Raw genomic sequence first — 26,104 nt, 5'->3', positions numbered from 1 at the left:
CAGATCAGCCTACATCCGCCCGGTTCATTTCATCGGCGATAATTTGCAGTTCAAGACGGGCGTATTTATGTTCTACAAATTCGTAGACATTAGTTGCAAGGGCCAGTTTAAAATATTCAATGGCTTTTCCCGTTTTACCCTCAGCCTGATAACGCTTAGCCAGATAAAAGTAGGCTTCACACAGGCGCTCTGCAAACTCCTGTTGCGACTTAACGCCATCTCCAACTTGCGCGAGAAAGGCCTGCTGAGACAGCTCATTCAAATAAAGCTGTACCAATTGTGTTGCCCATTCATCATTATTCAAGGCCTGGCTGTGCTGCTTCAGAGCTGCTTTTGCAGCAACCGGGTCGACTTTAGATTCTGCCAGATAAAGCCACATGAGCCGGTACGGATCTTGAGGAGAACGCGCCAGAAAAGCCTCAAAATCGTTTACTGCCAGTGCTGGACGTTCCCCGTAATATAAGGCTATACCCCTATTTAAATAGGCATATTCATGATCTGTATTAAGCTCAAGCACCGCATCAAACATCTCGTAGGCGGTGCCATACTCTTGTCGAAGTGTATGATGTATACCAAGAAAATTGTATACCTCTGCCAAATCTGGTTTGAGTTTGACTGCGCGATTAAAGTCGATACGTGCCAGCGTGGTTAATCCCAGGCTGTCATAAAGCATACCCCGGTTATAAAACAGCTGCGCCTGTTGGTCATTATCCAGCGTTTTGTTTTGTAACAACTCGCTGTATCTGGCGATGGCTATTTCATTGCGAAAATTAGCTGCCAATGGCACGGCAAAAGGCACCGTCACGTTGGGCATATCCGCCGCTTGCTGAGTTGACTGACACCCGAGTAAGCTCAGACATAGCAAAGGTAATAATAACAGTCTCAATCTATTTCCCCTTTTGGGCATGTTGCGAATTTCTGATCCGCTTGTCGCTATTACTGTCGAGCAAATATTAAAGCATAAAAAAAGGGGCCATTCAGCCCCTTTCATCGAAACTCATTGTTTCTTTGTCAGATATTACTCAGCAGCAGGTGCCGCATCTGACTCTAGTGCTTCTTTAATGCTCAGACGCACACGACCCTGACGGTCTACTTCTAGTACTTTTACTTTCACTTCCTGGCCAACAGACAGGTGATCAGCTACGTTGTTTACGCGCTCTTTGCTGATCTGTGAAATGTGTACCAGGCCATCTTTACCAGGCAGTACGTTTACGAATGCACCAAAGTCTACGATACGGTTTACTTTACCTGTGTAGATAGTACCTACTTCCAACTCAGCGGTAAGCGCTTCGATACGAGCAATCGCTTCTTTAGCACTGTTACCATTAGTTGCAGCAATCTTAATGGTACCATCGTCTTCGATTTCGATGGTTGTATCCGTTTCTTCAGTTAGCTGACGGATCACCGCGCCACCTTTACCGATTACATCAGCAATTTTCTTCGGTGGAATGTTCATAGTGTAGATACGTGGTGCGAACTCAGACAGGTCCTGAGATGGGCTGGCGATTGCCTGGTCCATCACGCTCAGGATATGCAGACGTGCTGCTTTTGCCTGACGCAGTGCGATCTGCATGATTTCTTTTGTGATACCTTCAATCTTGATATCCATCTGAAGTGCAGTTACACCCGCGCTGTTACCCGCTACTTTAAAGTCCATGTCACCCAGGTGGTCTTCGTCACCCAGGATGTCAGATAGAACAACAAAGTCTTCGCCTTCTTTAACCAAACCCATCGCGATACCCGCAACAGATGACTTGATTGGTACACCCGCATCCATCAGAGCCAGTGACGTACCACATACAGACGCCATTGAAGATGAACCGTTTGATTCAGTGATCTCAGAAACCACACGCACAGAGTACGGGAATTCTTCAAGCGTTGGCATAACCGCTTGTACACCGCGCTTAGCCAAGTTACCGTGACCAATCTCACGACGCTTAGGCGAACCGATGAAACCTGTCTCACCCACACAGAATGGAGGGAAGTTGTAGTGCAGCATGAAGTGATGCTTCTGCGTGCCAATCAGGTTGTCCATCATTTGTGAATCGCGTTCTGTACCTAAGGTAGCAGTAACCAAAGCCTGAGTTTCACCACGCGTGAAGATTGCAGAACCGTGTGTACGTGGTAATACGCCCGTCATCACGTCAAGCGCACGAACCATGTCTGGTTCACGACCATCAATACGCTTCTCACCAGCAATGATGCGGCCACGTACGATTTTCTTTTCAAGTGAGCTAAACAGCTTAGACACTTCCTGCTCGTCCAGCGCTTCGTCTTCAGCCAGCTCAGCCGTCAGCTTCTCGACAACTTCTGCTTTTGCTTCGCTTAGTGCGTCTTTACGTGCCACTTTATCAGTGATGCGGTAAGCGTCACCCACTTTTTGCTCAGCGATTGCTGCGATTTTGTCAGACAGCTCAACATTTTTCTCTGGTGCAGTCCAGTCCCAAGCCGGCTTGCCTGCTTCTGCAGCAAACTCGTTCACAGCCTGGATGATAGCCTGTGATTGCTCATGACCATACACAACCGCACCCAGCATTTCTTCTTCAGTCAGAATTTCAGCTTCTGACTCAACCATCAGTACAGCACCTTCGGTACCCGCAACTACCAGGTCAAGTTTACTTTGCTCAAGTTCAGTCACTGACGGGTTCAGTACGTACTGACCATCAGTGAAACCAACACGTACGGCGCCGATTGGACCATTGAACGGCACGCCAGAAATTGCTAGCGCCGCAGAAGTACCAATCATAGCAACCATGTCTGGTTGAATTTCAGGGTTTGAAGAAACCACTGTCGCGATAACTTGTACTTCGTTCACAAAGCCGTCAGGGAATAAAGGACGGATTGGACGGTCAATCAGACGCGCGATCAGTGTTTCATTGTCTGAAGGACGGCCTTCACGCTTCAGGAAGCCACCAGGGATACGGCCTGCCGCATACATTTTTTCCTGATAGTTAACTGTCAGAGGGAAAAAGTCCTGACCAGGTGCAGCTTCACGCTTACCTACAACCGTTACAAGTACAGAGGTGTCGCCAATGCTGGCCAAAACGGCACCATCAGCCTGACGCGCAATGGCACCAGTTTCTAGGGTTACTGTGTGTTGACCCAGTTGGAATTCTTTAATAATTGCTTGCACAAATATCTTCCTTACAAAAATAACATATAAGCGCCAACAACGACCAATTACAGTCTTAAGGGGACTAAAGAGACTAATAACCATTTGATAAAAAAGATTAAACCAAACAGAGCTAGATGATCCGCTTAAGCACTACAATTGGCTGCAGACTTGGCGCTGAACCCCCAGAATGGCGGCTCGGGCATAAGTATACTGAGTATATACCCACAAAAAAAGGGGCGATTTAGCCCCTTTTTTCTTATCGGATAAAAATCCGACAAATAATCAAGTTCTTAGCGACGTAGGCCAAGCTCTTTGATTAGTGCAGAGTAACGCTCTACGCTCTTACCTTTTAGGTAATCAAGCAGGTTACGACGCTGGCTTACTTTACGTAGCAGACCACGACGTGAGTGGAAGTCATGCTTGTGGTTAGCGAAGTGACCTTGTAGCTTGTTGATATCAGCAGTTAACAGTGCAACCTGAACTTCAGGAGAACCAGTGTCGCCTTCTGCGCGTGCGAATTTTGCTACGATTTCTGCTTTTTCTTGATTGCTTAGTGACATAATAAACTCCAATTGTTTAAGTAATGCTTCAGCCGATCACTAATTCAGCCAAAGCGACAAAGCGGGCGGCATTGTACCAGCAATTACCCCCGCTGACAAAAAATTTTATTGTGCGCTGGATAGCGCCCGCTTGGCCTTGAGGTGCCCGTGCTGATTGCGCTCACCAATCCCGACAAAACGACCATCAGCAATCACTTTCAACACCCCCTCTGGCAGCTCACCGACGACAACTGTCTGGCCATGACTAAATGCCACGCCTTGCTCTGCATTAATCTCAACCGCCGGTAAATCCACCAATGCCGTATCCATAGGGAGTAATAGGGCATCAATGTAAGTTGAAGGCGGCAGTTCTTCCGCTTTCGCCTGCTGGAGCTTTTCTTCCAACTCCTCAAGCGTGATCATTTTATCGCTGGGATAATGCCCCACTTCAGAGCGGTGTAACATAATGACATGCGCCCCACAGCCAAGCTTTTCGCCCAGATCATCGACTATGGTACGAATATAGGTGCCTTTAGAAACATGCACTGTCATCTGGATCTCTTGTGCCTGATCGTCATACTCATCTAACGTAATTGAATAAACATTGATCTTGCGGCACTTACGCGGTACTTCGATACCTTCTCGGGCATACTTGTACAGGGGCTGACCCTGATACTTAAGCGCGGAATACATCGACGGATACTGATCCGACTCCCCCAGGAAGCTGGCGACATCTTGCTCCAGCTGTGCTCGCGTGATCTGCACAGGGCGTGTCTCGACCACTTCACCATCAGAGTCAGAGGTCGTTGTGCGCTCGCCCAATTTGGCACGCACCACGTAAGTTTTATCAGTATCCAGCAGAAACTGCGTAAACTTAGTGGCTTCACCAAAACAGATTGGCAGCATACCCGTTGCCAGTGGGTCCAATGCACCCGTATGGCCGGCTTTTTGCGCAAAGTAAATGCCTTTGGCTTGTTGCAGCGCTTTATTCGAGGAGATCCCCTGAGGCTTGTTGAGCAGCACGATCCCGTCAATCGGACGGCCTTTACTACGACGTGCCATTAGGCTTCTCCGTCGTCGCTTTTGGTATCTGGCAGCTCTTCGTCACCACGCTTTTCATTGTCTTTGCGGATCACTTCATCAACCAGATTAGAGATACGCATCCCTTCCATCAGGGAGTTATCCAGAACAAAACGCAGTTCAGGCATGATCCGCGCGCGGATCCGTTTGCCAAGCAAAGAACGGATATAACCTGTGGCTTCATTCAGAATCGACAGGTTTTCTTTGGTTTTGTCGTCATCACCGCCAAGAACCGTAATAAACACCTTGGCGTAAGACAGATCGCGCGATACTTCTACAGCCGATACAGTGACCATGCCTAAACGCGGATCTTTAATTTCGCGCTGCAAAATCACGGCAATTTCTTTCTGGATCTGTTGTGCAACACGATCAGTACGAGAAAATTCTCTCATTTTCACCACTTCATTTTAATCATTAAAACGGGCAATGCATACAATCGCCCACTAGAGGAAACACAAACACAAATGGGGGCTTACGCCCCCATTTCAAGGTTGAACCCCGACTGACTTACAACGAACGTTGTACTTCAACGGTTTCGAATACCTCGATTTGGTCACCGACCTTAACGTCATTATAGTTCTTAACGCCGATACCACACTCCATGCCGTTACGAACTTCTGCCACGTCATCTTTAAAGCGGCGCAGTGATTCAAGTTCACCTTCGTAAATAACAACATTGTCACGCAGTACGCGGATAGGTGCGCTACGTTTAACCACACCTTCAGTAACCATACAACCCGCAACCGAACCAATCTTAGGCGACTTAAACACGTCACGTACTTCAGCCAGACCGATGATCTCTTGCTTGAACTCAGGTGCCAGCATACCTGACATTGCCTGCTTCACTTCTTCGATCAGATCGTAGATTACGCTGTAGTAACGCAGATCCAAGTTCTCAGCTTCAATCACTTTACGTGCAGATGCATCGGCACGAACGTTAAAGCCAACAATAATTGCGTTAGAAGCCGCTGCCAGGGTTGCGTCAGTTTCAGTGATACCACCTACGCCGCTACCAACGATCTTCACTTTAACTTCGTCTGTAGACAGTTTAACCAAAGAGTCAGAGATGGCTTCGATTGAACCCTGTACGTCTGCTTTCAGTACCACGTTCACTTCTGATACGTCGCCTTCAGTCATGTTGGTAAACATGTTTTCAAGCTTCGCTTTTTGCTGACGCGCCAGTTTCACATCACGGAATTTACCCTGACGGTACAATGCAACTTCACGTGCTTTACGCTCGTCTTTAACAACAGTTGCTTCGTCACCCGCAGCTGGTACACCCGACATACCCAGGATTTCAACCGGAATTGAAGGACCAGCAGTCGTGATGTCTTTTCCGTTTTCGTCTTTCATTGCACGAACACGGCCATATTCCAGACCACACAGTACGATATCACCCTGGTTAAGTTCACCTGACTGAACCAGTACAGTGGCAACCGGACCACGACCTTTATCAAGGCGAGATTCAATCACCACACCCGATGCCATGCCTTTATGTGCTGCTTTCAGCTCAAGCAGTTCAGACTGCATCAGGATAGCTTCCAGTAGGTCATCGATGCCCAGACCGGTTTTCGCAGAGATATGAACAAACTGCGTGTCACCGCCCCACTCTTCAGGAATAACATCCAGCTGAGCCAGTTCGTTTTTAACGCGATCCGGGTCAATGCCTTCTTTATCCATTTTGTTTACAGCGATGATCAGAGGTACTTCTGCCGCTTTCGCGTGCTGTACCGCTTCTTTGGTTTGTGGCATTACACCATCGTCCGCCGCAACAACCAATACAACAATATCTGTTGCTTTAGCACCACGTGCACGCATTGACGTGAACGCTGCGTGTCCTGGTGTATCCAGGAAAGTGATCATGCCGCCTTCAGTTTCAACGTGGTATGCACCAATGTGCTGGGTAATACCACCGGCCTCGCCTGCTGCAACCTTCGCTTTACGGATGTAATCCAGTGTTGAAGTTTTACCGTGGTCAACGTGACCCATAACGGTAACAACTGGTGCACGTTGCTCAAGCGCTTCACTTTCGTTACGCTCGCTCAGTACTTTTTCTTCCAGCTCGTTTTCTTTAACCAGAACAACTTTGTGGCCCATTTCTTCAGCCACAACCTGCGCGGTTTCCTGATCGATGACCTGGTTAATAGTAACCATTTCACCCATCTTCATCATGGTCTTAACGACTTCAACGCCTTTCACCGCCATGCGTGATGCCAGTTCTGCAACAGTGATGGTTTCACTGATACGAACTTCCTGCTTCACTTCACTTACCGGCTTCTTAAAACCATGCTGTAGTGAGGTAGGCGCCTTTAACTTGCCTTTTTTACCTTTACCACGCGCTGGCTGAGCCACTTTTTCAGCTGGCTTTTTCTTCTTCTTACGACGCGCACTTTTTTCTTCCTGTGCATCTGACTCGTCTTCTGCTTCACGCGCATAAGTCGACGTCGTAAGGTGGTGATCTGCAGAAGCTTCGCGACGTGCACGCTCTTCTTCTTCAGCTTTCCAGCGGGCTTCATTCTCTTCGGCTAAACGCTTTGCTTCTTCAGCTTTACGCTTGGCTTCTTCTTCTGCTTTCTGTAGGGCAGCTGCTTCTGCTTCTTTGCGCAGACGCTCTGCTTCTAGTTTCTCTTTCTCTTGTTGGGCGCTATCCACTTCTTCACTCTGCTGTTCTTTCGCTTGACGTTCAGCTTGCGCTGCACGTTTTGCCTCATCTTTAGCCTTGCGCTCAGCTTCCTCTTTTGCCTTACGCTCGGCTTCCTCTTGTGCCTTACGCTCGGCTTCTTCTTTGGCCTTTTGCTCAGCTTCTTGCTGAGCCTTCAACTCTGCTTCTTTGCGCGCAGCTTCCTCTGCAGCGAGTCTTTCCTGCTCTTTTTGCTGCTCGATTGCGCTCTTTTTAACGTAAGTGCGCTTTTTACGTACCTCGACCTGAACGGATTTTGCTTTGCCATGAGAACCAGTCACACTTAACGTGCTCTTGCTCTTACGTTGCAAAGTCATACGCTCCGGTCCATCAGAACCGGTACCGCCATGCTGCTTACTTAAATGGTCCAGCAATTGTGCTTTCTCGTTTTCAGTAACATGGTCGCCAGTGGCTTTGGTGATCCCTGCATCTGCCAACTGCTGGAGTAATTTATCAACAGTTGTACCAATGTTTTCGGCTAGTTTCTCTATGCTCACTTCTGCCATATTATGCGTTACCTCCCGTTAATAAACTACTATTGCTCACTAAACCAGCAAATATTACGTGCGGCCATGATAAAGTCACCCGCTTGTTGCTCAGATAATTCAGTGATCTCGACTAATTCGTCAATGCCTTGCTCAGCCAGGTCTTCCAGTGTGATTACCCCTTTGCTGGCCATTACAAACGCCAGGTGGCGATCCAAACCTTCCAGATTTAATAAATCGTCAGCTGGTTCTGCCCCTTCAAGGCTTTCTTCGTCGCGTAACGCTTTGGTAGTCAACGCATCTTTTGCACGCTTACGCAGCTCTTCAACTGTGTCTTCGTCCAAACCATTAATTTCCAGGAACTCAGCTACAGGAACGTAGGCCACTTCTTCAAGTGTTGAGAATCCTTCGTTAATCAACAAGGTTGCGAAATCGTCGTCGATGTCCAATGCTTCAGTGAACAGATTAATCAGTTTGTCAGACTCTTCTGCGCTCTTGCGCTCCATGTCTTCAACTGTCATCACATTCAATTCCCAGCCAGTCAGCTGGCTGGCAAGACGTACGTTCTGACCGTTACGGCCAATCGCTTGTGCCAGGTTGTCAGCTTCTACTGCGATTTCCATCGTACGCGTATCTTCATCCATAACAATGGATGCCACTTCTGCAGGTGCCATGGCATTGATCACGAATTGAGCCGGATTGTCATCATACAATACGATATCAACACGTTCGCCACCTAACTCGGTAGATACAGCCTGAACACGCGCACCGCGCATGCCCACACACGCGCCGACAGGGTCGATGCGTTTGTCATTTGATTTTACCGCAATTTTAGCACGCGATCCCGGATCACGCGCAGCACCTTTGAGCTCGATCATCTCTTCGCCGATTTCTGGCACTTCGATACGGAATAGCTCCATAAGCATTTCAGGCTTGGAGCGTGTTACAAACAGCTGCGCGCCACGCGCTTCTGGTTTAACAGCATAAAGCAAACCACGGACACGGTCGCCCGGGCGGAAACTTTCACGCGGTAGCATATCTTCGCGGTAAATCACGGCTTCTGCGTTATTGCCCAGATCCAGTACCACAGTATCGCGCGATGCTTTTTTAACAACACCCGTTACCAGCTCACCTTCCTGATCTTTATATGCATCAACAATCAGCGCACGCTCAGCTTCACGCACTTTCTGAACGATGACTTGCTTTGCCATCTGTGTCGTGATGCGGTCGAACTGAATCGATTCGATCTGTTCTTCAACAAAATCACCCAGCTGAATGTCAGGCTCTTCAACCTGTGCTGCTTCAAAAGTGATTTCTGCGTACGGATTTTCCAGTGAGCCATCTTCTTGTGGGTTGACCACCATCCAACGACGGAAAGTGTCATACTCACCCGTTTTACGGTCAATAGATACGCGTACTTCGATCTCACCATCATGTTTCTTTTTGGTGGCCGTCGCTAGTGCGAACTCTAATGCTTCAAAAATCTTTTCTCTTGGGACTGCTTTTTCATTGGAAACAGCTTCTGCAACCAATAATATTTCTTTTGCCATAGTTATTGCCTCGCTTGCCCTTTTTTCCTTCGCACCTAACTTTTAAAATTTTGCGATCATGTTCGCGCGCTCGATGTTGCTGAGCATAAGGTGATGCTCCTGGCCATCGACGGTTAGCGTGATCATATCGCCATTAACTGCAACCAAGTCGCCTTTGAAATTACGGCGACCTTCTTGTGGAAGCTTAGTACGCAAACGTACTTCTTCGCCCACTGCCTGCTCATAATGAGCTTGTTTGAATAATGGTCTGTCTACACCAGGTGAAGACACTTCCAGGTTATATTCATTTGTAATGGGGTCCTCGACATCCAGAATGGCACTGACCTGACGACTCACATCTGCACAATTATCTACATTGATACCATTTTCATGATCGATGTAGATGCGCAGTGTCGAATGACGACCGGCTTGCATCACTTCCAGACCGAGCAACTCGAAGCCACAGGCTTCAACAGCCGGCTCTAACATAGTCGTTAATTCTTGCTCGAGTTTTGTCACAAATTACCTCCATACAAACAAAAAAAGGGCCTAAAAGCCCTAATGATTCAGCTGTTTGCTTCTGGGCTGGGCTGAGTTGCTTAGCTCCAGATACAACAACGCCCCGAACCAAGCGGGGCGTCACACCAAAAACAAACTGTGTGGCCAGTGGCCGAGCTTGGTTGCGGGCTGTATCAGCCTAAATTAAGCGAATGCTTAAACGCAAAACGCGCATTACAAGGAATGCGCGAACTGTAAGAAACGACAACATTTCTTAAGCTTGGTTGCGGGAGCCGGATTTGAACCGACGACCTTCGGGTTATGAGCCCGACGAGCTACCAGGCTGCTCCATCCCGCGTCAACGTGCAGCCAAGGCTGCATCAACTGGCGTGTATTATAGAGAGAGTTGTATTAATACGCAACCTTAGATAGGCCCTTTAACCAAAATGCCTAATGCTATGGCGTAAAAACATCTTGCACACCACAAGTCAATAAACACCGACCATTCCCACAGACAAGATCGAAAATAATTTACCATTACAATAAAAATAATCGAGAATAGCGAACAAAAACATCGATATTAACTTATAAAAAACCACTCATTCACAATATTTTACCATTTAGCTTGTTCTTAAAAGTTAAACATCTATACTGGCGGCCCATCGAGTTAATATAAAATGATGGAGAACCAGTCATGAAAAAGGCATTTATAGGCGTCTCGATGACAGCGCTAACACTACTTTCCTTTAACACCCTCGCGAATAGCTGCGAAGGGTTTGGTCCGCAAACCCCACGCGATATCGACCAGTTGCATGGGGAGAACAAACGCGTATTTTCACTCGCCCCGCCTGCCAGTGAAATGAACTTATGTAATATCCACTTTCATAAAAACGCAGAGCATAAGGCAAAAGACTTTTCTGTTTTCGCCGGCAATGGTAAATATGGTGGCTACCAGTGTAACGCCACCAGCAGCCTGACAGAGGCTGAATTACGAGCACCAAAAGGCAAAGTCTGTAAAAACGTAAAACCAGGTGACACCATAGAAGTACATTGGGTACACAGTTCGTGTGACGTTGCGCCTGGTAAAGGCTTAGGCTCTTGTTTAAGTAATGAATGTGCCAACCCGGACCTGCGCGTTGAGACTCAGGTTTTCCTCGTCGTAAACGATGAAGATGCGCTAGATTTTAATGATTTAAGCTATGACGGTAACGTAGTCGATGGATATCATCAGGCGAAATATATCCCACAAACCACAGGCAAACCGGTAGAGTTCCTGGGCTCAACAACCGGGCCGAGCTACAACGATAAGCAATGTTCACCGCTTCAGGTCACCTGGAGTGTCAGACCTGCTTGTGCGAAAGTTGATATCAATAGCCTGGCACAGTGGTGTGAAGACAACGTATTCGAAGAAGATCACGCCCATGGTGTCAGACAACTAGTCACCGATCCGAAACTACTCGCACCGATTAAATAAATCAAAACAGGCTACCAGTCATGCAATCGTGCTCGACTGGTAGCTTTTCTGTCTCTTTGATAGTGCAATATTCAGGATAAAGTTTGCGCTACAGAATAATGTCTACCTATACTGATAAAGCTGGTGTACGGCTGATCACTTTTTCAGCGTGCCCCATAACAACTTTTACCCAAGTTACTGTAGAGCTTGATGACCTGTCTTGACGGGCCAAGTCGTTGGGTCTGCACAATTGCTTGAGCAAATGGACTCGCTCTAATCGTATGTGGAGCGATTATGAGTATTTCACCTTATCAGTACCAGCTATTAAACCAGTCTTTTACGACGCTGAAACCCAATTTTCATTGCTTCTGTGTCAGCTTTTATAACAAACTAAAACAGCATCGGGTTACAATGGCTTTGCCCGAGTCAGAGCGGCATATGCTGTCGCTTGAGTATCGGTTAAATGACTTTATGCAACAATGCCTAGTTCACTTACCCAGACAACAAGAATTAACTCGCTTTTTGCGCCAACAAAGTATTTTGATAGCTGCACTTGCCCCCTCGGTAAACGACATCACGACCTTCTGCAATAGTTTACTGGAAGTTCTCAAACTCCATTTAGGCGCACAATTTACGCTGGCCGTGCGCAATGCATGGAAACGGGCACTCCACGTGTTTGCCAACATCATCAAATCAGAGCTCTTTGGCATTTCAAATGTCGTCGAGCTGGCACATTATCGCAATCAGGCCAGAGCCCGTTTACGTCCCTAGCATCAGGCTAAACAGCAATAATGACAACCGCCTGGTAAGGCAGTAAACTGAGGTCAATTGGATTGATTTTGGATACTTATATGAAGCGTTTTTTAATTTTCGGTATCGGCTTAGTTACACTGTCTGGCTGTGATTTTCTTGGTGACTCTAAGGCTAAGATCGAACAGCAATACCTTGCAAATAATCAGGAGTTGGAGCAGGTCATTGAAGATATCCGCGCACATGGTCTGGCAGCAATGAGCCAGTCGGCCGAAGCGGGGACGCTGGCAAGCTGTGTCGCTAAGCAACTGAATAGCGATCCTATGGGCGCTATGATTGAAGTTGAAGGTGCACTTCAGGACAGTGCCAACCTGGCCGATTTAATGGATACCATCACTGGCCTGGCCGATCAGGAGCTCTCTATGGAAAGTTTGCCAAGCTTATTGCAAGCTGGCGCAGACACCATGTCTTACCTGAAAACGCTGCTGGCAAATTATGAGCTGAGTGAATTACAACAACAAGTAGAAACGCTACTTGAGCAAGGTCAGAATAAAAGTGAGGATATAGGCACGCATCTAAGAAATTTAGTCGAACAGTGCCAATAAAACAGATAACTGCAGGCTAGCTTCGGCTAGCCTGCCACATTGCGAGGCTTAAAACAAACGCTGCCAGCGACGCTTCTTGTTGCGTACTTTATGAACCCAATTAACATTTATGGTGGTTACAGCCAATACGTCACGCTTGGTTTTAGAAATTAACTCGTAACTGACACTTTCCGCAGAGCCAAACGCCAGCATGTATTCAAAATGGCTCACATTAGCCCAACACTGCAAAATCTTCTTTGAGTTGCTGTCTCTAATGCAATAGTCACCGACTTGCGGTGCAGAGATTGAAAATGTCACATCAGTGTAGCAAGTTCTTCCTTTATGTAGCGCAACACACTTGTTTGGTGCGGCTTGTAATATCCCTTTCCTATCGTCTGGTGTCGCAGCTTGCGCGGTTGAAGCCATACACAGCACACCGATAGTCATAGCTGAAGCGAGTCTAAAATACATATTTCACTCCAGTAAACAGTACTCTGGCGTGATTCGATTCCAGCAGCGGGCTATCTTTAGCTTCACTGGAGCCAACCAAAAATGACATACCTGCACTAAACTCCCAGTCCTCAGCAATCGGATAACTTAGCTGAGCCTGAACAAAGGCTGATGCCCCACTTCCCGGCTCATAAGGTGTCAGGTAATCGTTCTGCTCAGCCTCTGTCACACCATAGAAGTAGTTATTGAAATTACTGGAGTAATAGTTTGCGCCAAAGTTGAGCCATAAATCCCAGTTACGCAGTTCGAAATTACGTGTCGCTTCAAGATGGAACACCCAGCCATTAGTATCGCCAAATACATCATAAACCAGTTCAGCCACGGCCAAATACTCACCCACAGAGCGATAATAGGCCATGCCAAGTGATTGATCAGGATCCCTGTCCCTGATCCCTTTCAACTCTTTAACGACCGGGTCTTTGGTGTCAAAGTACCCCGTCTCTGTGAAAGCCAGCTGATAGCTGCCATAGATGATATCCAGCCCCCACTCGTCTTTCTGAATCAACTGATACCCAATGTCAGAGCCACCAAAAAAGTCTCCAGAGTAAGTAACCAGATAAAAGTTCTTATATTGTAGTTTTATGTCAGCTCGCAAGGTAGGTGGTGCCGGAGAGTTATCTGCGCCAACCAACTTAGGGAGTACCATATCAGCATAGAAAGCACCGATACTCAGTTGCCACTCTAGTCCATTGTCTTCAAGAAAATCTTCATCAGGCTCACCTGAATGGTCATCGGCAAAAGCCTGATGTGACAAGCAAAACAGCACAGCAGAAAGTAACTTTATAATTTTCATCGTTATTGTGGCTTTTATATGTGCCTAAATTCAGTCCCCATCATACCTGAGCTCTACCTGTACAACAAGACAGCGACAATAAGATTTTATTTAACCTAAAATTAATAAAAATGTAACCATAACACACTTTAATTGCCGTTGCTCGAATAGAGCTTACATTCTAACTATGGAATAACACTACAATGAGAAAACTATTATTACTCTCTGCCCTGACACTGACCGCCAATGGCGTGCAGGCATTTAGTCAGGAAACACACAAGCGCATCGTTATCGATGCAGTTAACTACATGGCGCAAAACCCTTCAACAACACAATTCGCTAAGCTTCAGGCCTACGCTCAATCACACGGTATGAGCGTGACTCAGCTTGCCGAAGTAATGGGACAAGCTGCCTATGATGTTGATGACTTTGAAGATACCTTCTTCTGTGGTGCCATTACCGGTGACTGTGTACAGGCACCTCTATGGGGCGCTGCAAAAAGTATTGTCAAATACACCAGTTACTGGCACTTCCAAAATCATACTCAAGGTGCTGATGTCCATGGTAACGATTTTGGTGGATATAATTATGACAAACTTACGGTTTGGGGCACTATCGACAATATGGCAGCCACCTGGCTAAAAGGCGATTACCTGGATGATGGCAAAGGCGGTGAAACGGGCTGGTTCAGTGCGGACGACAGCGAATATGACAGCTATGGAATCACCGAAAAGAACTATCGTATAGGCAGCCACTCATCCTATAGCATGTATGATGACTTTGAAGAAATGCCATTCCAGCCTATCGATAACCTTGGCCAGTACTGGTACCAAAGCTACCTGCAGAATGGTAATCCACAGATCCTGGGGTTTGTATTTCATACCACAGATCTGTTGCAACCCCATCATACCTGGACCACCTCTGACCTTAACCATGCAGGTTGGGAATCCTGGGTGAAAGACTACTATGACCAGGAAAACCTCAATAATCTGAGCTTAGTAAAACAAGCTATGGATAGCTTTTCTGCACCTGACGCGAACAATCAAGATATTCGGCCGCTACTTACGCAAGGCGGTGCTTATTCCTATTCGCAAGGTGGGATCGTACTGAACTCAGAGGATCACTATGATCGAGTAACAACTGCACGCCAGGTTATCCCTCATGCAATTGCCATGGTCGTGCATATGCTGAACCATGCGATGGTAGCGCGTTAATGTATTACCTTGTATTACTTCTGGCAGGCTGTTTAAGTCTGCCATGTTGGGCATCACTGACTCAACTTACTAAACCTGAACTGGCTCTGATGCAGTCTCTGTATCAGCAGCAAGACCGTCCGCTTTCAAGCGCGAAGCTTAACAAGCACTTGCTCGAAAACCAGTTTCTTTTGGCAACCGCACGCCAGCTTAATCCCGAACTTCTGGTACGACAGTCCAGCGTTGGATTTGATAACGACTACCATATCCGCCGCCTGATGGTTACCTTGCTCACACACCAATTCCCGGCATTGAAATCTATTCCCAAAAAGCAGACAACAGTGTCATTTGATACAGCAGCGTTATCTGACCTACTCGGCACCTATCCAGCCGATGGTCACTATCAAACGGAGCAACTTACACACTGGGCAAATATCACCTTGCTTGACGTGCCCAGAGTCACGCTAAACCAGCTCATTTCCAGCCAGTCTATGCAAAATCGCTTTCGTCTTCATCAAGGAGATACTGAGTTGCTCACCCGTCTGCTGAATGAGCGCGCCCATTATGCGGAGCTGACAGACGCTGCAGCACCTTTGCTGGCAACACAAGGGTTAACGCTTACGCGCCTGGAAACGCTGGCAAAGGGAGAGCTTTTGCGTCCACCTATGCTGGCGTTCATGGGGATCAAAGCACAGCTGCATGGAGAACGTAGCGCCTATCTAGAGCAGATCAGAGCCAATATTTCTGCAACTGACATTCAGCGATATTACAAACGCCACCGCGATGACTTCAAATATCGGCATCAACTTTCAGCGCTGGCTGTACGCTTTGACAGTCAGGATGAGGCAAAACAATTTTATAAACAGGCGCAACGCAAAAGCCCGTTAGTGGCTTTGAAAGCGGCCAAACGTCACAATGAATTTGCCACCGATGACGCTGCTGTTTTGACGGCCATAACCCGAGAACATACGCACCGTTGGCTTGCCCAATTGGCTTTTAGCAGTCAGCCTGGCAAGGTGACCGCTCCGGTACGCACACCAACAGGGCGCTGGGCAGTTGTTTACACTGAGCAACCTCAATATGCCTACTACCCAGAAGACAGTGAAACCGTACGCTATCAGGCACTGGAGTCTCTCACCACAGAACATGCCATTGCCGCCTACCAAAATAAGTTTAAGCAATGGCAGCAACAACACGGAGTAAAACTTTAATGCGTCAGACACAGGCTGTTGCGCTTGTCTTGATCCTGGGCGGGCTGGGCTACGCATTTTGGGCTCTGTACTCACTGCCCCCTTTGCAGCTCAGTCACGAACAGGCAACCCCCGCTCCTTCGCAAACAAACCCTTTGGCCCCTGTCAAAAAGACCATAGATATTACATTGCCAGCTATCAGTGCCGAGCCAGCCCCTGTCAACATTGCCGCCGATAATGTGCCGCCTGTTTCTGCGTTGCCCGAGGTAAGTGATAACGAGCCCTATGTTCCGCCTATATCTCCCAGCTCCCCTACGCCAGCTTACCACGGTGATCTGGCCGATCATCAGGCTTATCTGGCACATCAATCTGCACAGGTTGTACAAATGAAGCAGGACTATATTGCCGCTGTTGATAAAAAGGTAGCGCGACTGGAGGCGTTACTCACAAAAGGAGTGAGACACCAGTTGCCACCTGAGCAATTGCAAGAAGCGCGTGATAAAATACGCGGATTAAGGGCAATGCAGGCACAATTGCGCCGTGAGTTGGCGCAATAGCAACGAACTGATTGTGTATTTAAGCGACAAAGTAATCGTGCAAAATAGCCGTGTAGATCTCTTCAATGGCGTAGAGATCTGCCACCGACACATGTTCATTGACCTGGTGAATAGAATCATTCTTTACACCACATTCGATGACCTGCGTGTCAGTCGACGCAAAAAAGCGTCCATCAGATGTGCCACCCGCAGTACTCAGTGCCGGAAACTGACCGCGTACACGTAAAATAGCCTGCTCAACCACGTTGAGAAAACACGCTGACTCACGACTGCCCGTGTAATAGGATTCGCAAGGACGTTCCCATTGCACACTGACATTGTCATGCCAGGGGGCCAGTGCCTGCGCAACAACCTGATAAATCTCCTGACTCTTATAGGCATGGCTGTAACGCACATTGAATGTGATCTCACAGCTAGCCGGCACCAGGTTATCAACGATATCCGGCACCGTCAGACCGGTTACCTGCAAACTGGTTTGCGAGCCACGCACATCTTTCCACCAGCTAATATTTGCCAGTTCATTTACCAACTCGCCAGCGATATGTGCCGCATTGATGGTCTGCTCCGGATAGGCTACATGTCCAGCCTTACCGCGGATCTGTACCCGCCCTGAGATAGCACCACGACGCCCATTCTTAATGGTATCGCCCACTTGCTGATGTGAGGTTGGCTCTCCAACGAGGCAAGCGTCCAGTACTATGCCTTTGTGTGCCAGATATTCAGCCATCACTTTTGAGCCATACTCTGCTTCTCCCTCTTCATCTGAGGTGATCAACCAAAATAGTGTGCCCCGACACTGCTGAGCCTGCTGGCACAAGCGCTCGGTTGCACTCAACATGGCTGCAACTCCCCCTTTCATGTCAGCAGCCCCACGTCCGTATATCACGTCCTCTATCACAGCCGCTGCAAATGGGTGCGCCACCCAGCCCTGAGGATTTGCAGGAACTACGTCAACATGCCCCGCAAAGGCCATCACAGGGCCCGGACCAAATTCACGCCAGGCAATCAAGTTACGTACTCCATTACAATCGAGGTGCTCACATTCAAAGCCCTGATGGTTCAAACGCTCTGCGAGGTAGTCAATTGTACCTGCATCATCAGGTGTCACTGATGGCGCATTGATCAGACGTCGCAAGGTTTGGACTGTATTGGGATTGGGTTTCGCTGAAGGCTTTATTGCGTGGGAAGACATAACATACATTTCCTGTATTTTGATCTTAAGCACCTTGAACAGATGTTCAGTCATTCACTGACGGGTCGCTGCGTACCCTATGGTGACTCGTTTAACTTCGATTACATCGCCTGAGCGTGACCAGTTCATGTCGTCTGTAAGGCAGTTTTGTGACAAAACGCATTGCTAAGCACTCAATAAAGCCCAATGACCTCGCCATAAATTGGTCAATTTCGATAACGAGTTGTCAATTGCCCTGTGTGTGCTAGAACTAACTATGTGAGGGTTAGAATTGATAATCTAACCTTAGTTTAACGAACTCCCCCTTTCGTTATGATTGCTGCGAGATAAGGAACTAATGATGCAGGATGTCAGTTTTTTGGTCGTCGACGACTGCCAGCTGGTTAGAAATTTAGTGCGCTCCACCTTAGTCAACCGGCTCGGTGCCGAAAATGTTTACACCGCAGAAGATGGCAAAGAAGCGCTCGAATTACTCGATGCCCGGCATATCGATATCATTATTGCAGACTGGCAAATGCCCAACCTGGATGGTGAAGAGCTACTTAAGCGGGTCAGAAAGTCAAAGAAACACAGTAAAACCCCCTTCATTATGATGAGTTCACTGAGTGACAGAGAGCATGTTGTATGCGCTATCCAAAATGGGGTATCGCAATATATGATGAAGCCCTTTACTGCTGATAAACTCGAAGAAGCCGTTCATAAATCCTGGAACACCATCAGTCGGCGCGGAGCCATCCGATTATCCGGACTGCCAGAGCACAGCGTTCGGATCCGCACTGGCAGCCGAACCTTATCCGGCCATGTGAAAAACATCAGTCAATCCGGCATGTTATTACAATCGCCTTATAGTCGAGAAATGCACTTGTTTAGTACCTACGAGCTGGAGCTGGATGTCTTTGATCTGGATGGCGGTAACTTACTGATTGCGCCGTTATACGCGATGCCTGTACGCATTGTTGCAGTGGAAGGGTTTGTCGACACAAAAATATGCCAACTGGCCTTACGTTTCAATCGTGACATGCTTAATGACGCCACCAAAAGCCACCTCAATGAACTATTAAAACACCTGGGGGGATGCGACACAGAACTAATCCAGGATAATTAAATAACAACTTGCCCCACCACCATTTACCTAATGGCAATGTTCGGATACAATAAAGGAACATTATTATAATTTCAAAGGAAGAATTTATTATGAAAAAAACTCTTATTGCGCTTGCCACATTTTTGTCCTCTAGCACATTCGCTGCCACAACGGCACCTACAGTACCAAAAAACCTACACATTTATAGCATGACTTCAGGTGCAACCTATGTAGATTTGGTAGCTACTGGTTGTTCTGGTTCTCGTTATCTGCTTGAAGGCAACCATCCAAAATATGATGCGATTTTCTCGCTACTCATGGCCGCTCAGCTGTCCGACAGAAAAGTACAAGTGATCTTTGATAAGTGTGTTAACAGTCCAAATAATCAAGGGCGTATTACTGGCGCATACCTGAAATAATCTTCAATCGTATCTGAAGGGCATTTATTGCCCCCTTATGCAAACATCTACTCTTAAATTTCGCACCTTTCAATCACAAAGACAGTAGCTGTCCAACCACTCTTTCACTCTCTTTCTGTACAAACGGTTTAAAAAGCTTGGTCCAGATTTTAGAAATGTGCTTGTCATTCACCTCGATACCATAAAGTATTCAGTTCAGACACAACACGCAAGTTCAGATTGAATGGCTGTTTTTTTGCACATAGCCTCCCGTTTTGGCTGGCAAAACTTAATCTAAATCAAATTTTCAATTTTTTCTGAAAATTCGCAATTTGAATATTGATCTAGAACAGCTTTTGAAAAGCCTCATCGCCCTATGATAGCTGCAACAAAAAGATTTACCTTGCACAGGTTCAGGAGATGAAAATGAAAAAACTTACTGCAGCTATCCTATCTACACTAATGTTAACTGCACCACTGGCTCAGGCTCAGTTCAGTGTGAATGTAGGTGCGATTAACGTTAATCCAAGTGACACAGGCTCAGCGCTCAACGAAATCAAAACAGCGGGTCTGGTAGCGGACTCAGATACACAATTGGGTATTACATTTGACTATCAGTACAATGACAATATTGTCTTTGAACTGATTGCAGCCACACCTTTTTCTCATACCGTTGAAGGTGAAGGTTATATTCCAGGCAATCCTAGTACACAATTAGGCGGCGTAGAAATTGCTTCTGTGAAGCACTTACCACCAACATTATTGGCGCAATACCACTTCTTTGGTGCCAATGACAAGTTCCGCCCATTTATCGGTGCTGGTCTGAACTACACCGTATTCTTTGACGAAGAAGCCAGTGCTGCACTTAAAGGTGTATTGGGCACAGACGATGTTAAAGTAGATCTGGACAGCTCGTTTGGCGTAGCCCTGCAAGTTGGTTTCAACTACGACCTGAATGAAAAGTGGGGCCTGCACGGTATGGTTTCTAAGATGGACATCAATACCGATGCAACCGTTTACGCAGATGGTAAGCAAGCACTAACTTCCGATGTTGAGCTTGACCCGATTGTTGCAATGTTTGGTGTGAAGTACAAGTTTTAACAGTTTAAGGTGCCCACAGTGTGTGGGCACTCCACAGAGTTACTTTCTCAATCCCCAGGGGCCACTACACTGGCCCTTTATGCTACCTTAGTGTTACGTGCTTTCTTTTGCTCCAGCATGGCTTTCCAGTGCACTATTTCTTCTGGTAAGACAGGTGTTTCACCGTCAAATCCAGCAACTTCCAGCATTTCTTCCACGCTTATCACGCCCTGGCGACTTTTAAATACGCCCCTGACATAAGCAATGGCGTGCAATCCCCGCTCCGAGTGAAACCTTTGCTCTATATAAAAATACTTGTGATCCCAACCGACTAACTTAGTAGATACCGTAAACTCTTGTAATGGCTTGATATCACGAATATAAGTAATGGCTGTTGCATTTACAATCGGGAACCAGCGACGTTTCATTATGGCTGCAAACAATCCCACGCGTTCGGTCATCCAGGTACGCGCCAGATCCATCATGGCCAGATAACGGGAATTCGTCAGGTGTAAATTGATATCACAGTCACTGGGCAAAGCTCTGAAATTAATATCAATGACATCGAGCAAGGGTTGTGTCGCTTTATTCCGACGGATCCGCCAGAACAACCATAGTAGGCGAAAATACAAATTCATTTTGTTGGTCCAACCAGTTGACATAAAACCCGAGTCTAGCATAGCCGGGCTTCAGAACAAGTAAGAATTCCCCCCTCTTATGAGTGTACAACTTGCGAAAAAAGCATTTGTGCATTAACTTTTATGCAAGACTTATAAGAGTGTAACTTTATGAAATATATAACCAAGCTTGCGTATTTATTGATCTTTCTTAGTGCTGGCCATGCCTGGGCTGACTTTGATTTTCCCGGTACAGGGCAACTGACCTACCCTACCGGTATAGAGAAAGAATTCAGCTTTGGTTTCGGCTGGCAAAGTGGTGCACAAAAGTTTCGCATTGGTGATCGTAGCTATGATATGGCTCAGCTACCAGAATCGTATTCCATTGCTATCACATTGAGTAAAGATGATTCTAAAGTCTGGATCCAGGAGTTTAACCCGGGTTTTATTGAAGGGTTCAGCTGGCAGCTTGGTGATCATAAACTTGAGCTCGTCAAAAAGCAGTTTAAAAGTCCTGTGAAAGGAGACTATGTGCTGCGCCTGAATGACATAGATTACTTCCTGGTTCGCAACAACCTCAGCGTTACCATTAAGTTTACCGAACAAGGCATTGATAATATAAAATTGGACGGCGTAACCAAAAACATGGGGACTAAGCAATAAAAAGCATGCTGCTCTCAACATGCTAAATCCAACAAAAAATGGGGATGATAGTATCCCCACCTGCTATACCTTGACGGTTTTACGGTTAATCCCGTACTCCCTCAGCTTGTTTGCTACTGCGGTGTGGCTCAATCCAAGACGCTTTGCAAGCTGGCGCGAGCTGGGATAAGCCGGATATAACTTTCTTAATAAGGTCGCTTCAAACCGTTTAACCGCCTGTTCCAGCGTCCCTTCAAAATCAGACTCCAGATAACCCAAATCATGGGTAAAGGTTGGTAGCTGCAAGTGCTCAATGCGTAATTCGTTGTCGTCCAGCATAGAAACAGCCCTGTATATGGCGTTTTCAAGCTGTCTAACGTTCCCCGGCCAGGGGTATTGTTCGAGGAATTGCAAACATTCCACATCCAGAGCCGGTGTCGCATGGCCACTTTGCTGCGCATACTTCTGAATAAAGTGCTCTGCAAGCGATTTGATATCAGCTTTACGATCTCGTAGCGGTGCAATCTCCAGTGTCAGCACATTGATGCGATAATAGAGATCTTCACGGAAACTGCCTTCCTGAACCATAGCAGGCAAGTCTTTTTGTGTCGCCGCAATGATACGCACGTTTACCTTAACTTCATTTTCATCGCCGACTTTGCGGAATGTACCATCTTGCAAGAAGCGTAGTAATTTGGTTTGCAACTGAGTTGACATTTCCCCGACTTCATCGAGGAACACAGTTCCCCCGTCTGCCTGCTCTAAAACGCCACGTTTCGGTGCACTATTTTCCTCATAACCGGCATAACCAAATAACTCAGACTCTGCGACATCATCAGGCAGTGAAGCACAAGACAATGCAATGAAAGGTTTCAATGAACGATTAGAAGCATAATGGCAGGCCCGGGCCAATAACTCTTTGCCTGTACCAGTTTCGCCCGTAATCAATATCGGCGCTTCGAGTTGAGCCATTTTGCGAGCTTCACGCACGACACGGCGCATAGCAGTACTTTGGCTGTGGATCGCCGCAAAACTTTCCTGACCGTAACGACGAAATGCACTGACCTGCTGACCAAGGCGGCTTTGTGATTTAATATTAATCACTGCGCCGGCAAGCACATCACCCTCAGGGCCTTGCGGTACAGAAATCGGCAAGATATCGGCAATAAAGTCTTCCCCCCCAACTTCCACTCGCGTTGTCTGGCCAAGCACATCTTTGCCTTCCAACCAGCGAGTGAAATTAAACCCTTTCAGCAGGTTATTAATATTTGCGCCAATAATATCGGGCTCAGGCTGATTCAAGTCACGGCAAGCGGCATCGTTGCAATGGCGCACCCACCCCTTTGCGTCAATGGAAATCACACCATCGGGAAGCGCACTTAATAAGGTGTTAAGCTCATTATGCTCACGCTCAGAAGGCAGAAAAGCGGTTGTTCTGACATCCTCTACCCCATCTATCAGTCGAATCTCAGGCATGATTTTCTGAAACTGTTCAAATTCTATGGGGGGGAAACTCACATACATTCTGCAATTAACGGAATCAACTTCTATTCCTTTCAAGTCAACCCGGTACTTGACCAGGATATTCAAAATTTCCTGCGCAATACCGATCCGATCGGCACAGTGAATTTCTAAACGCATTTGTTCCTCAAAACGGTTTTCTACCTTTTGCCGGGATCATACTCTAAGAATAGACCCCAGACTAGCAAAACGTAAACATTTTTGGACAGAGATTTTGATTAGAACAACTATAATAAAAATAATCTCTTACTCCTATAAAGTAAGCAGTAAAATGCAGGCTTTAAAGGCCGTAATATTAATAGTTAACGATTGCAGTAAGGTTAACAATCAATTTATAATACTAAAGACCTAGTTATTAAGCCGTACAGGTTAAGGGGCCACCTTGAATATTTACAAATTACTTCCATTTGTTCCAGTCATATACCTGCTGAGCGCTTGTTCGGTGGAAGACCCGTACGAGACAGGCCCAACACAAGCACAACAACAAGAACAACAAAAGCAACAGGAACAACAAGCGCAGCCTCGAGGTTTAAACCTCGCACTGCAGGGGGCGAACGACGCGGTGCTGGCGGATGTCACCGTACAACTCTCAGGTAAACAGTACCGCACTGACGAACAAGGCCAACTGACTCTGACTGAGCTTGATGCTGGGGTGTGACATTGACCCTGACTAAATCAGGGTATGAGCGGACCGTCATTACCGTTGACAGCCGTGACTATCAAGAAACCCCATTAGCCGTGCGTTTAAAGCAGGTCAATGCCACCAGCAGTGAGTTGATGTTTGGTGGGGACACTATGTTTGGTCGTCGCTATATGGATCCCTCTTTAACAACCATGGGCAATCTGGTACCCGACGTAGAAGACGCCATTATTCGGCCTTCTAATGCCGCAAGCAGTGCCATTGCCTTAACGCAATTCGTGAAACCCATTATGGCTAGTGCCGATTTTGCGTCCGTGAATCTCGAATCTCCAGTACTGGCAACACCAACGACTGTGCACCCAAGTAAAGAATTTGCTTTTTTCTCTTTGCCCGAAACGTTGCAGGGACTGACAGAAATTGGCATCGACTATGTTGCGCTGGGTAATAACCACGTATTTGATTATCAGCAGCGAGGGCTGGAAGATACCATACGATTTGTCGAGGAGGCCGGATTCAGCCACAGTGGTGCCGGTAATGATGCCACTGAAGCCTATGCCCCCCGTCTGGTGGACGTAGGAAGCACCACATTGGGCCTGGTTTCAGCCACCTCAATCACTGGAGATGACCACCTTATTACTTACATCGCCACCGCCGATAAAGGGGGCGCTGCTGATCTGACCGACAGTACAACGCTCAGAGCCGCCGTCGAGCAAGCGAGAGACAACAGTGATTATGCCATTGTCCAGTTACATGGGGGGGATGAATATTCTTATGCTCCAACTCGCTACATTGATAACCGATTTGAGTTTGTCAGCCGTCGTGATCCAGATCTCATGATCGCGCACCACCCGCATGTTGCGCAGGGCTTTGCTCTTTATAATGGTGTGCCCACATTACTTGGGTTAGGGAATTTTGTCTTTGAACAAAACCGCCACGAAACCTTGCTGGGGGTCGCCGTTTCCGTTCGTATCGACCCTACTCAAACACCGAAAACACAATCAGCCAAAGCCTATCCTGTCTATCTGGAAGATTATCAACCCAAACTGGTCGGTGGGTTTTTAAGTGATTACCTGATCCGCCGACTGGCTGAGTTCTCAGGCTCAGAGGTCGCGATTGTTCCAGGCCCAGGTTTTGGCGATGTCTATTTTCAGAACGCACCCAGCCCGCAAGAGGTCGAAACCGTGACTTTGACGCTCTCTGCTGGCGACCACATTATTGATTTTCGGGAATATGCACCAAGCAGTGCCTTTGTCAGTAAAATTAGCAGTACAGGTGCGCCCCAGATGACACTGGGCCGAGATTTAATGTGGTTTGGGGACTTTGAAGACTGGGACAATGACAACGACACCAATGAAGTAACGCGCTGGGAACATGAGAGCGATGACATCACCCCTTGTCTGACGGGCGCGATGCGAGGTTTACAGGGCATGTGTCTGTCACGCACCCAGTTTAACAATCGTCCCCTGCGTATGCCTTTTAAACAAACGCTGCGAACTATGCCCATTACACCTGCAGAATCAACGCTTGAAGCCTACCATGACATGAGCTTGTTTGGGTATGCAAAAGGCGACAATGCTGGCGCTGTCAGTGCCGAACTGACCATAGTCACCGCTGAAGACAACCTGGAGTTTTCCAGCGAAGAAGTCAACCTGATTGGATCAGGAAGCTATGATTGGCAGACTTTTCGGCATGATATTACTCTGCCAGATGACAGCCAAACTTTGGGGCCGGAGCTGCTGCCTGCTCGTGCAGTCAAACTGGCATTCAAACACGCACCGCCGAAAGAAGGCGAAGCAACCCTGATGCTGGATCAACTTGCATTGATCTCCTGGCAAAAACCTCTTAGTCTCAACAATGGGTTATGGCAAGCAGAAGGTATGCATGGGATGGATTTTCTCATGCTACAAACGAGCAGTGACATCACGGTGACACTGCATTTTTCTGCTTACAAATAATTAGCCATACTAATTCGGGGGGCGTGTGTCACTCAAACAA

Annotated in this window: 25 protein-coding genes and 1 tRNA gene; 12 read left to right on the top strand and 14 right to left on the bottom strand. The window is 47.1% G+C overall.

Going from position 1 to position 26,104, the window contains the following annotated elements; translation table 11 throughout:
- Window positions 1-4: 4 nt before the first annotated feature.
- The 9 genes from nlpI to IY568_RS12315 form a co-directional block, all read right to left on the bottom strand.
- Window positions 5-907 carry a lipoprotein NlpI gene (gene nlpI / locus IY568_RS12355; RefSeq protein WP_125562464.1) on the bottom strand — a complete coding sequence of 301 codons (903 nt, stop codon included), beginning with the start codon at window positions 905-907 and terminating at the stop codon, window positions 5-7.
- 111 nt (window positions 908-1,018) lie between these two features.
- Entirely contained in the window at window positions 1,019-3,133 is a 2,115-nt protein-coding gene (pnp, locus tag IY568_RS12350; RefSeq protein ID WP_194867700.1) for a polyribonucleotide nucleotidyltransferase, read from the bottom strand.
- Between the two features lie 272 nt (window positions 3,134-3,405).
- Complete coding sequence (gene rpsO / locus IY568_RS12345) at window positions 3,406-3,675, bottom strand: 30S ribosomal protein S15 (RefSeq protein WP_010385052.1); 270 nt, start codon at window positions 3,673-3,675, stop codon at window positions 3,406-3,408.
- A 105-nt stretch (window positions 3,676-3,780) separates the two neighbouring features.
- Complete coding sequence (truB, locus tag IY568_RS12340; RefSeq protein ID WP_194867699.1) at window positions 3,781-4,716, bottom strand: tRNA pseudouridine(55) synthase TruB; 936 nt, start codon at window positions 4,714-4,716, stop codon at window positions 3,781-3,783.
- Complete coding sequence (gene rbfA / locus IY568_RS12335) at window positions 4,716-5,126, bottom strand: 30S ribosome-binding factor RbfA (protein ID WP_138539348.1); 411 nt, start codon at window positions 5,124-5,126, stop codon at window positions 4,716-4,718. The genes truB and rbfA overlap by 1 nt, the downstream gene beginning before the upstream one ends.
- Before the next feature lie 115 nt (window positions 5,127-5,241).
- Window positions 5,242-7,920 (bottom strand): translation initiation factor IF-2, encoded by a 2,679-nt coding sequence (infB, locus tag IY568_RS12330; RefSeq protein WP_049865303.1) that lies wholly within the window; start codon window positions 7,918-7,920, stop codon window positions 5,242-5,244.
- A 29-nt stretch (window positions 7,921-7,949) separates the two neighbouring features.
- Window positions 7,950-9,449, bottom strand: coding sequence for a transcription termination factor NusA (gene nusA, locus IY568_RS12325; protein ID WP_010385056.1), 1,500 nt, complete (start codon window positions 9,447-9,449; stop codon window positions 7,950-7,952).
- Between the two features lie 42 nt (window positions 9,450-9,491).
- Complete coding sequence (rimP, locus tag IY568_RS12320) at window positions 9,492-9,947, bottom strand: ribosome maturation factor RimP (protein WP_010385057.1); 456 nt, start codon at window positions 9,945-9,947, stop codon at window positions 9,492-9,494.
- Window positions 9,948-10,207: 260 nt separating this feature from the next.
- Window positions 10,208-10,284, bottom strand: a tRNA-Met gene (locus IY568_RS12315).
- Window positions 10,285-10,620: 336 nt separating this feature from the next.
- Between IY568_RS12315 and IY568_RS12310 the strand changes: the two genes are divergently transcribed.
- The 3 genes from IY568_RS12310 (at window position 10,621) to IY568_RS12300 (ending at window position 12,734) form a co-directional block, all read left to right on the top strand.
- Window positions 10,621-11,400 (top strand): delta-class carbonic anhydrase, encoded by a 780-nt coding sequence (locus IY568_RS12310; RefSeq protein WP_194867698.1) that lies wholly within the window; start codon window positions 10,621-10,623, stop codon window positions 11,398-11,400.
- A gap of 273 nt (window positions 11,401-11,673) precedes the next feature.
- On the top strand, window positions 11,674-12,150 hold the full coding sequence (locus IY568_RS12305; protein WP_125562454.1) for a globin: 477 nt from the start codon (window positions 11,674-11,676) through the stop codon (window positions 12,148-12,150).
- A gap of 80 nt (window positions 12,151-12,230) precedes the next feature.
- The gene (locus IY568_RS12300) at window positions 12,231-12,734 is read left to right on the top strand and encodes a hypothetical protein (protein WP_125562452.1); all 504 of its coding nucleotides are present in this window, start codon (window positions 12,231-12,233) and stop codon (window positions 12,732-12,734) included.
- A gap of 48 nt (window positions 12,735-12,782) precedes the next feature.
- Here the strand turns inward: IY568_RS12300 and IY568_RS12295 are convergent, their stop codons facing one another.
- The gene (locus IY568_RS12295; protein WP_125562450.1) at window positions 12,783-13,184 is read right to left on the bottom strand and encodes a DUF3019 domain-containing protein; all 402 of its coding nucleotides are present in this window, start codon (window positions 13,182-13,184) and stop codon (window positions 12,783-12,785) included.
- The gene (locus IY568_RS12290) at window positions 13,174-14,016 is read right to left on the bottom strand and encodes a MipA/OmpV family protein (RefSeq protein WP_125562448.1); all 843 of its coding nucleotides are present in this window, start codon (window positions 14,014-14,016) and stop codon (window positions 13,174-13,176) included. The genes IY568_RS12295 and IY568_RS12290 overlap by 11 nt, the downstream gene beginning before the upstream one ends.
- A gap of 182 nt (window positions 14,017-14,198) precedes the next feature.
- On the opposite strand from IY568_RS12290, the gene IY568_RS12285 reads away from it, so the two are divergent.
- The 3 genes from IY568_RS12285 to IY568_RS12275 are packed head-to-tail and all read left to right on the top strand — an operon-like array spanning window position 14,199 to window position 16,935.
- Entirely contained in the window at window positions 14,199-15,209 is a 1,011-nt protein-coding gene (locus IY568_RS12285) for a phospholipase (RefSeq protein WP_194867697.1), read from the top strand.
- The gene (locus IY568_RS12280) at window positions 15,209-16,399 is read left to right on the top strand and encodes a peptidyl-prolyl cis-trans isomerase (RefSeq protein WP_194867696.1); all 1,191 of its coding nucleotides are present in this window, start codon (window positions 15,209-15,211) and stop codon (window positions 16,397-16,399) included. Before IY568_RS12285 ends, IY568_RS12280 begins: the two co-directional genes overlap by 1 nt.
- Window positions 16,399-16,935 (top strand): hypothetical protein, encoded by a 537-nt coding sequence (locus IY568_RS12275; RefSeq protein ID WP_194867695.1) that lies wholly within the window; start codon window positions 16,399-16,401, stop codon window positions 16,933-16,935. Before IY568_RS12280 ends, IY568_RS12275 begins: the two co-directional genes overlap by 1 nt.
- Window positions 16,936-16,954: 19 nt before the next feature.
- Here IY568_RS12275 and dapE read toward each other — a convergent pair whose 3' ends face one another.
- On the bottom strand, window positions 16,955-18,127 hold the full coding sequence (dapE, locus tag IY568_RS12270) for a succinyl-diaminopimelate desuccinylase (RefSeq protein WP_194867694.1): 1,173 nt from the start codon (window positions 18,125-18,127) through the stop codon (window positions 16,955-16,957).
- Window positions 18,128-18,464: 337 nt separating this feature from the next.
- On the opposite strand from dapE, the gene IY568_RS12265 reads away from it, so the two are divergent.
- The 3 genes from IY568_RS12265 (at window position 18,465) to IY568_RS12255 (ending at window position 20,710) form a co-directional block, all read left to right on the top strand.
- The gene (locus IY568_RS12265; RefSeq protein ID WP_228553310.1) at window positions 18,465-19,232 is read left to right on the top strand and encodes a response regulator; all 768 of its coding nucleotides are present in this window, start codon (window positions 18,465-18,467) and stop codon (window positions 19,230-19,232) included.
- An 89-nt stretch (window positions 19,233-19,321) separates the two neighbouring features.
- Window positions 19,322-19,630, top strand: a complete 309-nt coding sequence (locus tag IY568_RS12260; RefSeq protein ID WP_125562437.1) for a hypothetical protein — start codon at window positions 19,322-19,324, stop codon at window positions 19,628-19,630.
- A 405-nt stretch (window positions 19,631-20,035) separates the two neighbouring features.
- Window positions 20,036-20,710 carry an OmpW/AlkL family protein gene (locus tag IY568_RS12255; RefSeq protein WP_010385072.1) on the top strand — a complete coding sequence of 225 codons (675 nt, stop codon included), beginning with the start codon at window positions 20,036-20,038 and terminating at the stop codon, window positions 20,708-20,710.
- 77 nt (window positions 20,711-20,787) lie between these two features.
- Here IY568_RS12255 and IY568_RS12250 read toward each other — a convergent pair whose 3' ends face one another.
- Window positions 20,788-21,327: a thioesterase family protein gene (locus IY568_RS12250; RefSeq protein WP_138539356.1), complete on the bottom strand. Its 540-nt coding sequence runs from the start codon at window positions 21,325-21,327 to the stop codon at window positions 20,788-20,790.
- Between the two features lie 150 nt (window positions 21,328-21,477).
- Between IY568_RS12250 and IY568_RS12245 the strand changes: the two genes are divergently transcribed.
- The gene (locus IY568_RS12245; RefSeq protein ID WP_194867693.1) at window positions 21,478-21,969 is read left to right on the top strand and encodes a hypothetical protein; all 492 of its coding nucleotides are present in this window, start codon (window positions 21,478-21,480) and stop codon (window positions 21,967-21,969) included.
- A 63-nt stretch (window positions 21,970-22,032) separates the two neighbouring features.
- On the opposite strand, the gene tyrR is transcribed toward IY568_RS12245, so the two are convergent.
- Window positions 22,033-23,589 carry a transcriptional regulator TyrR gene (gene tyrR, locus IY568_RS12240; protein WP_194867692.1) on the bottom strand — a complete coding sequence of 519 codons (1,557 nt, stop codon included), beginning with the start codon at window positions 23,587-23,589 and terminating at the stop codon, window positions 22,033-22,035.
- Between the two features lie 262 nt (window positions 23,590-23,851).
- Between tyrR and IY568_RS24775 the strand changes: the two genes are divergently transcribed.
- Both IY568_RS24775 and IY568_RS12235 read left to right on the top strand, forming a co-directional pair.
- A complete protein-coding gene (locus IY568_RS24775; RefSeq protein WP_228553309.1) occupies window positions 23,852-24,127 on the top strand; it encodes a hypothetical protein in 276 nt (91 codons plus the stop codon).
- A gap of 2 nt (window positions 24,128-24,129) precedes the next feature.
- Complete coding sequence (locus IY568_RS12235) at window positions 24,130-26,064, top strand: CapA family protein (RefSeq protein WP_228553308.1); 1,935 nt, start codon at window positions 24,130-24,132, stop codon at window positions 26,062-26,064.
- Window positions 26,065-26,104: the final 40 nt, after the last annotated feature.

The organism is Pseudoalteromonas sp. PPB1, assembly GCF_015356275.1.
Taxonomy (GTDB): domain Bacteria; phylum Pseudomonadota; class Gammaproteobacteria; order Enterobacterales; family Alteromonadaceae; genus Pseudoalteromonas; species Pseudoalteromonas rubra_D.
This window is presented reverse-complemented; position numbering and strand designations above follow the sequence as displayed.

Excerpts from the sequence above, each read along its gene's own strand:
- nlpI (WP_125562464.1), bottom strand. The coding sequence starts at position 907 with ATGCCCAAAAGGGGAAATAGATTGAGACTGTTATTATTACCTTTGCTA.
- rpsO (WP_010385052.1), bottom strand. The coding sequence starts at position 3,675 with ATGTCACTAAGCAATCAAGAAAAAGCAGAAATCGTAGCAAAATTCGCA.
- truB (WP_194867699.1), bottom strand. The coding sequence starts at position 4,716 with ATGGCACGTCGTAGTAAAGGCCGTCCGATTGACGGGATCGTGCTGCTC.
- rbfA (WP_138539348.1), bottom strand. The coding sequence starts at position 5,126 with ATGAGAGAATTTTCTCGTACTGATCGTGTTGCACAACAGATCCAGAAA.
- infB (WP_049865303.1), bottom strand. The coding sequence starts at position 7,920 with ATGGCAGAAGTGAGCATAGAGAAACTAGCCGAAAACATTGGTACAACT.
- nusA (WP_010385056.1), bottom strand. The coding sequence starts at position 9,449 with ATGGCAAAAGAAATATTATTGGTTGCAGAAGCTGTTTCCAATGAAAAA.
- IY568_RS12310 (WP_194867698.1), top strand. The coding sequence starts at position 10,621 with ATGAAAAAGGCATTTATAGGCGTCTCGATGACAGCGCTAACACTACTT.
- IY568_RS12305 (WP_125562454.1), top strand. The coding sequence starts at position 11,674 with ATGAGTATTTCACCTTATCAGTACCAGCTATTAAACCAGTCTTTTACG.
- IY568_RS12300 (WP_125562452.1), top strand. The coding sequence starts at position 12,231 with ATGAAGCGTTTTTTAATTTTCGGTATCGGCTTAGTTACACTGTCTGGC.
- IY568_RS12295 (WP_125562450.1), bottom strand. The coding sequence starts at position 13,184 with ATGTATTTTAGACTCGCTTCAGCTATGACTATCGGTGTGCTGTGTATG.
- IY568_RS12290 (WP_125562448.1), bottom strand. The coding sequence starts at position 14,016 with ATGAAAATTATAAAGTTACTTTCTGCTGTGCTGTTTTGCTTGTCACAT.
- IY568_RS12285 (WP_194867697.1), top strand. The coding sequence starts at position 14,199 with ATGAGAAAACTATTATTACTCTCTGCCCTGACACTGACCGCCAATGGC.
- IY568_RS12280 (WP_194867696.1), top strand. The coding sequence starts at position 15,209 with ATGTATTACCTTGTATTACTTCTGGCAGGCTGTTTAAGTCTGCCATGT.
- IY568_RS12275 (WP_194867695.1), top strand. The coding sequence starts at position 16,399 with ATGCGTCAGACACAGGCTGTTGCGCTTGTCTTGATCCTGGGCGGGCTG.
- dapE (WP_194867694.1), bottom strand. The coding sequence starts at position 18,127 with ATGTCTTCCCACGCAATAAAGCCTTCAGCGAAACCCAATCCCAATACA.
- IY568_RS12265 (WP_228553310.1), top strand. The coding sequence starts at position 18,465 with ATGATGCAGGATGTCAGTTTTTTGGTCGTCGACGACTGCCAGCTGGTT.
- IY568_RS12260 (WP_125562437.1), top strand. The coding sequence starts at position 19,322 with ATGAAAAAAACTCTTATTGCGCTTGCCACATTTTTGTCCTCTAGCACA.
- IY568_RS12255 (WP_010385072.1), top strand. The coding sequence starts at position 20,036 with ATGAAAAAACTTACTGCAGCTATCCTATCTACACTAATGTTAACTGCA.
- IY568_RS12250 (WP_138539356.1), bottom strand. The coding sequence starts at position 21,327 with ATGAATTTGTATTTTCGCCTACTATGGTTGTTCTGGCGGATCCGTCGG.
- IY568_RS12245 (WP_194867693.1), top strand. The coding sequence starts at position 21,478 with ATGAAATATATAACCAAGCTTGCGTATTTATTGATCTTTCTTAGTGCT.
- tyrR (WP_194867692.1), bottom strand. The coding sequence starts at position 23,589 with ATGCGTTTAGAAATTCACTGTGCCGATCGGATCGGTATTGCGCAGGAA.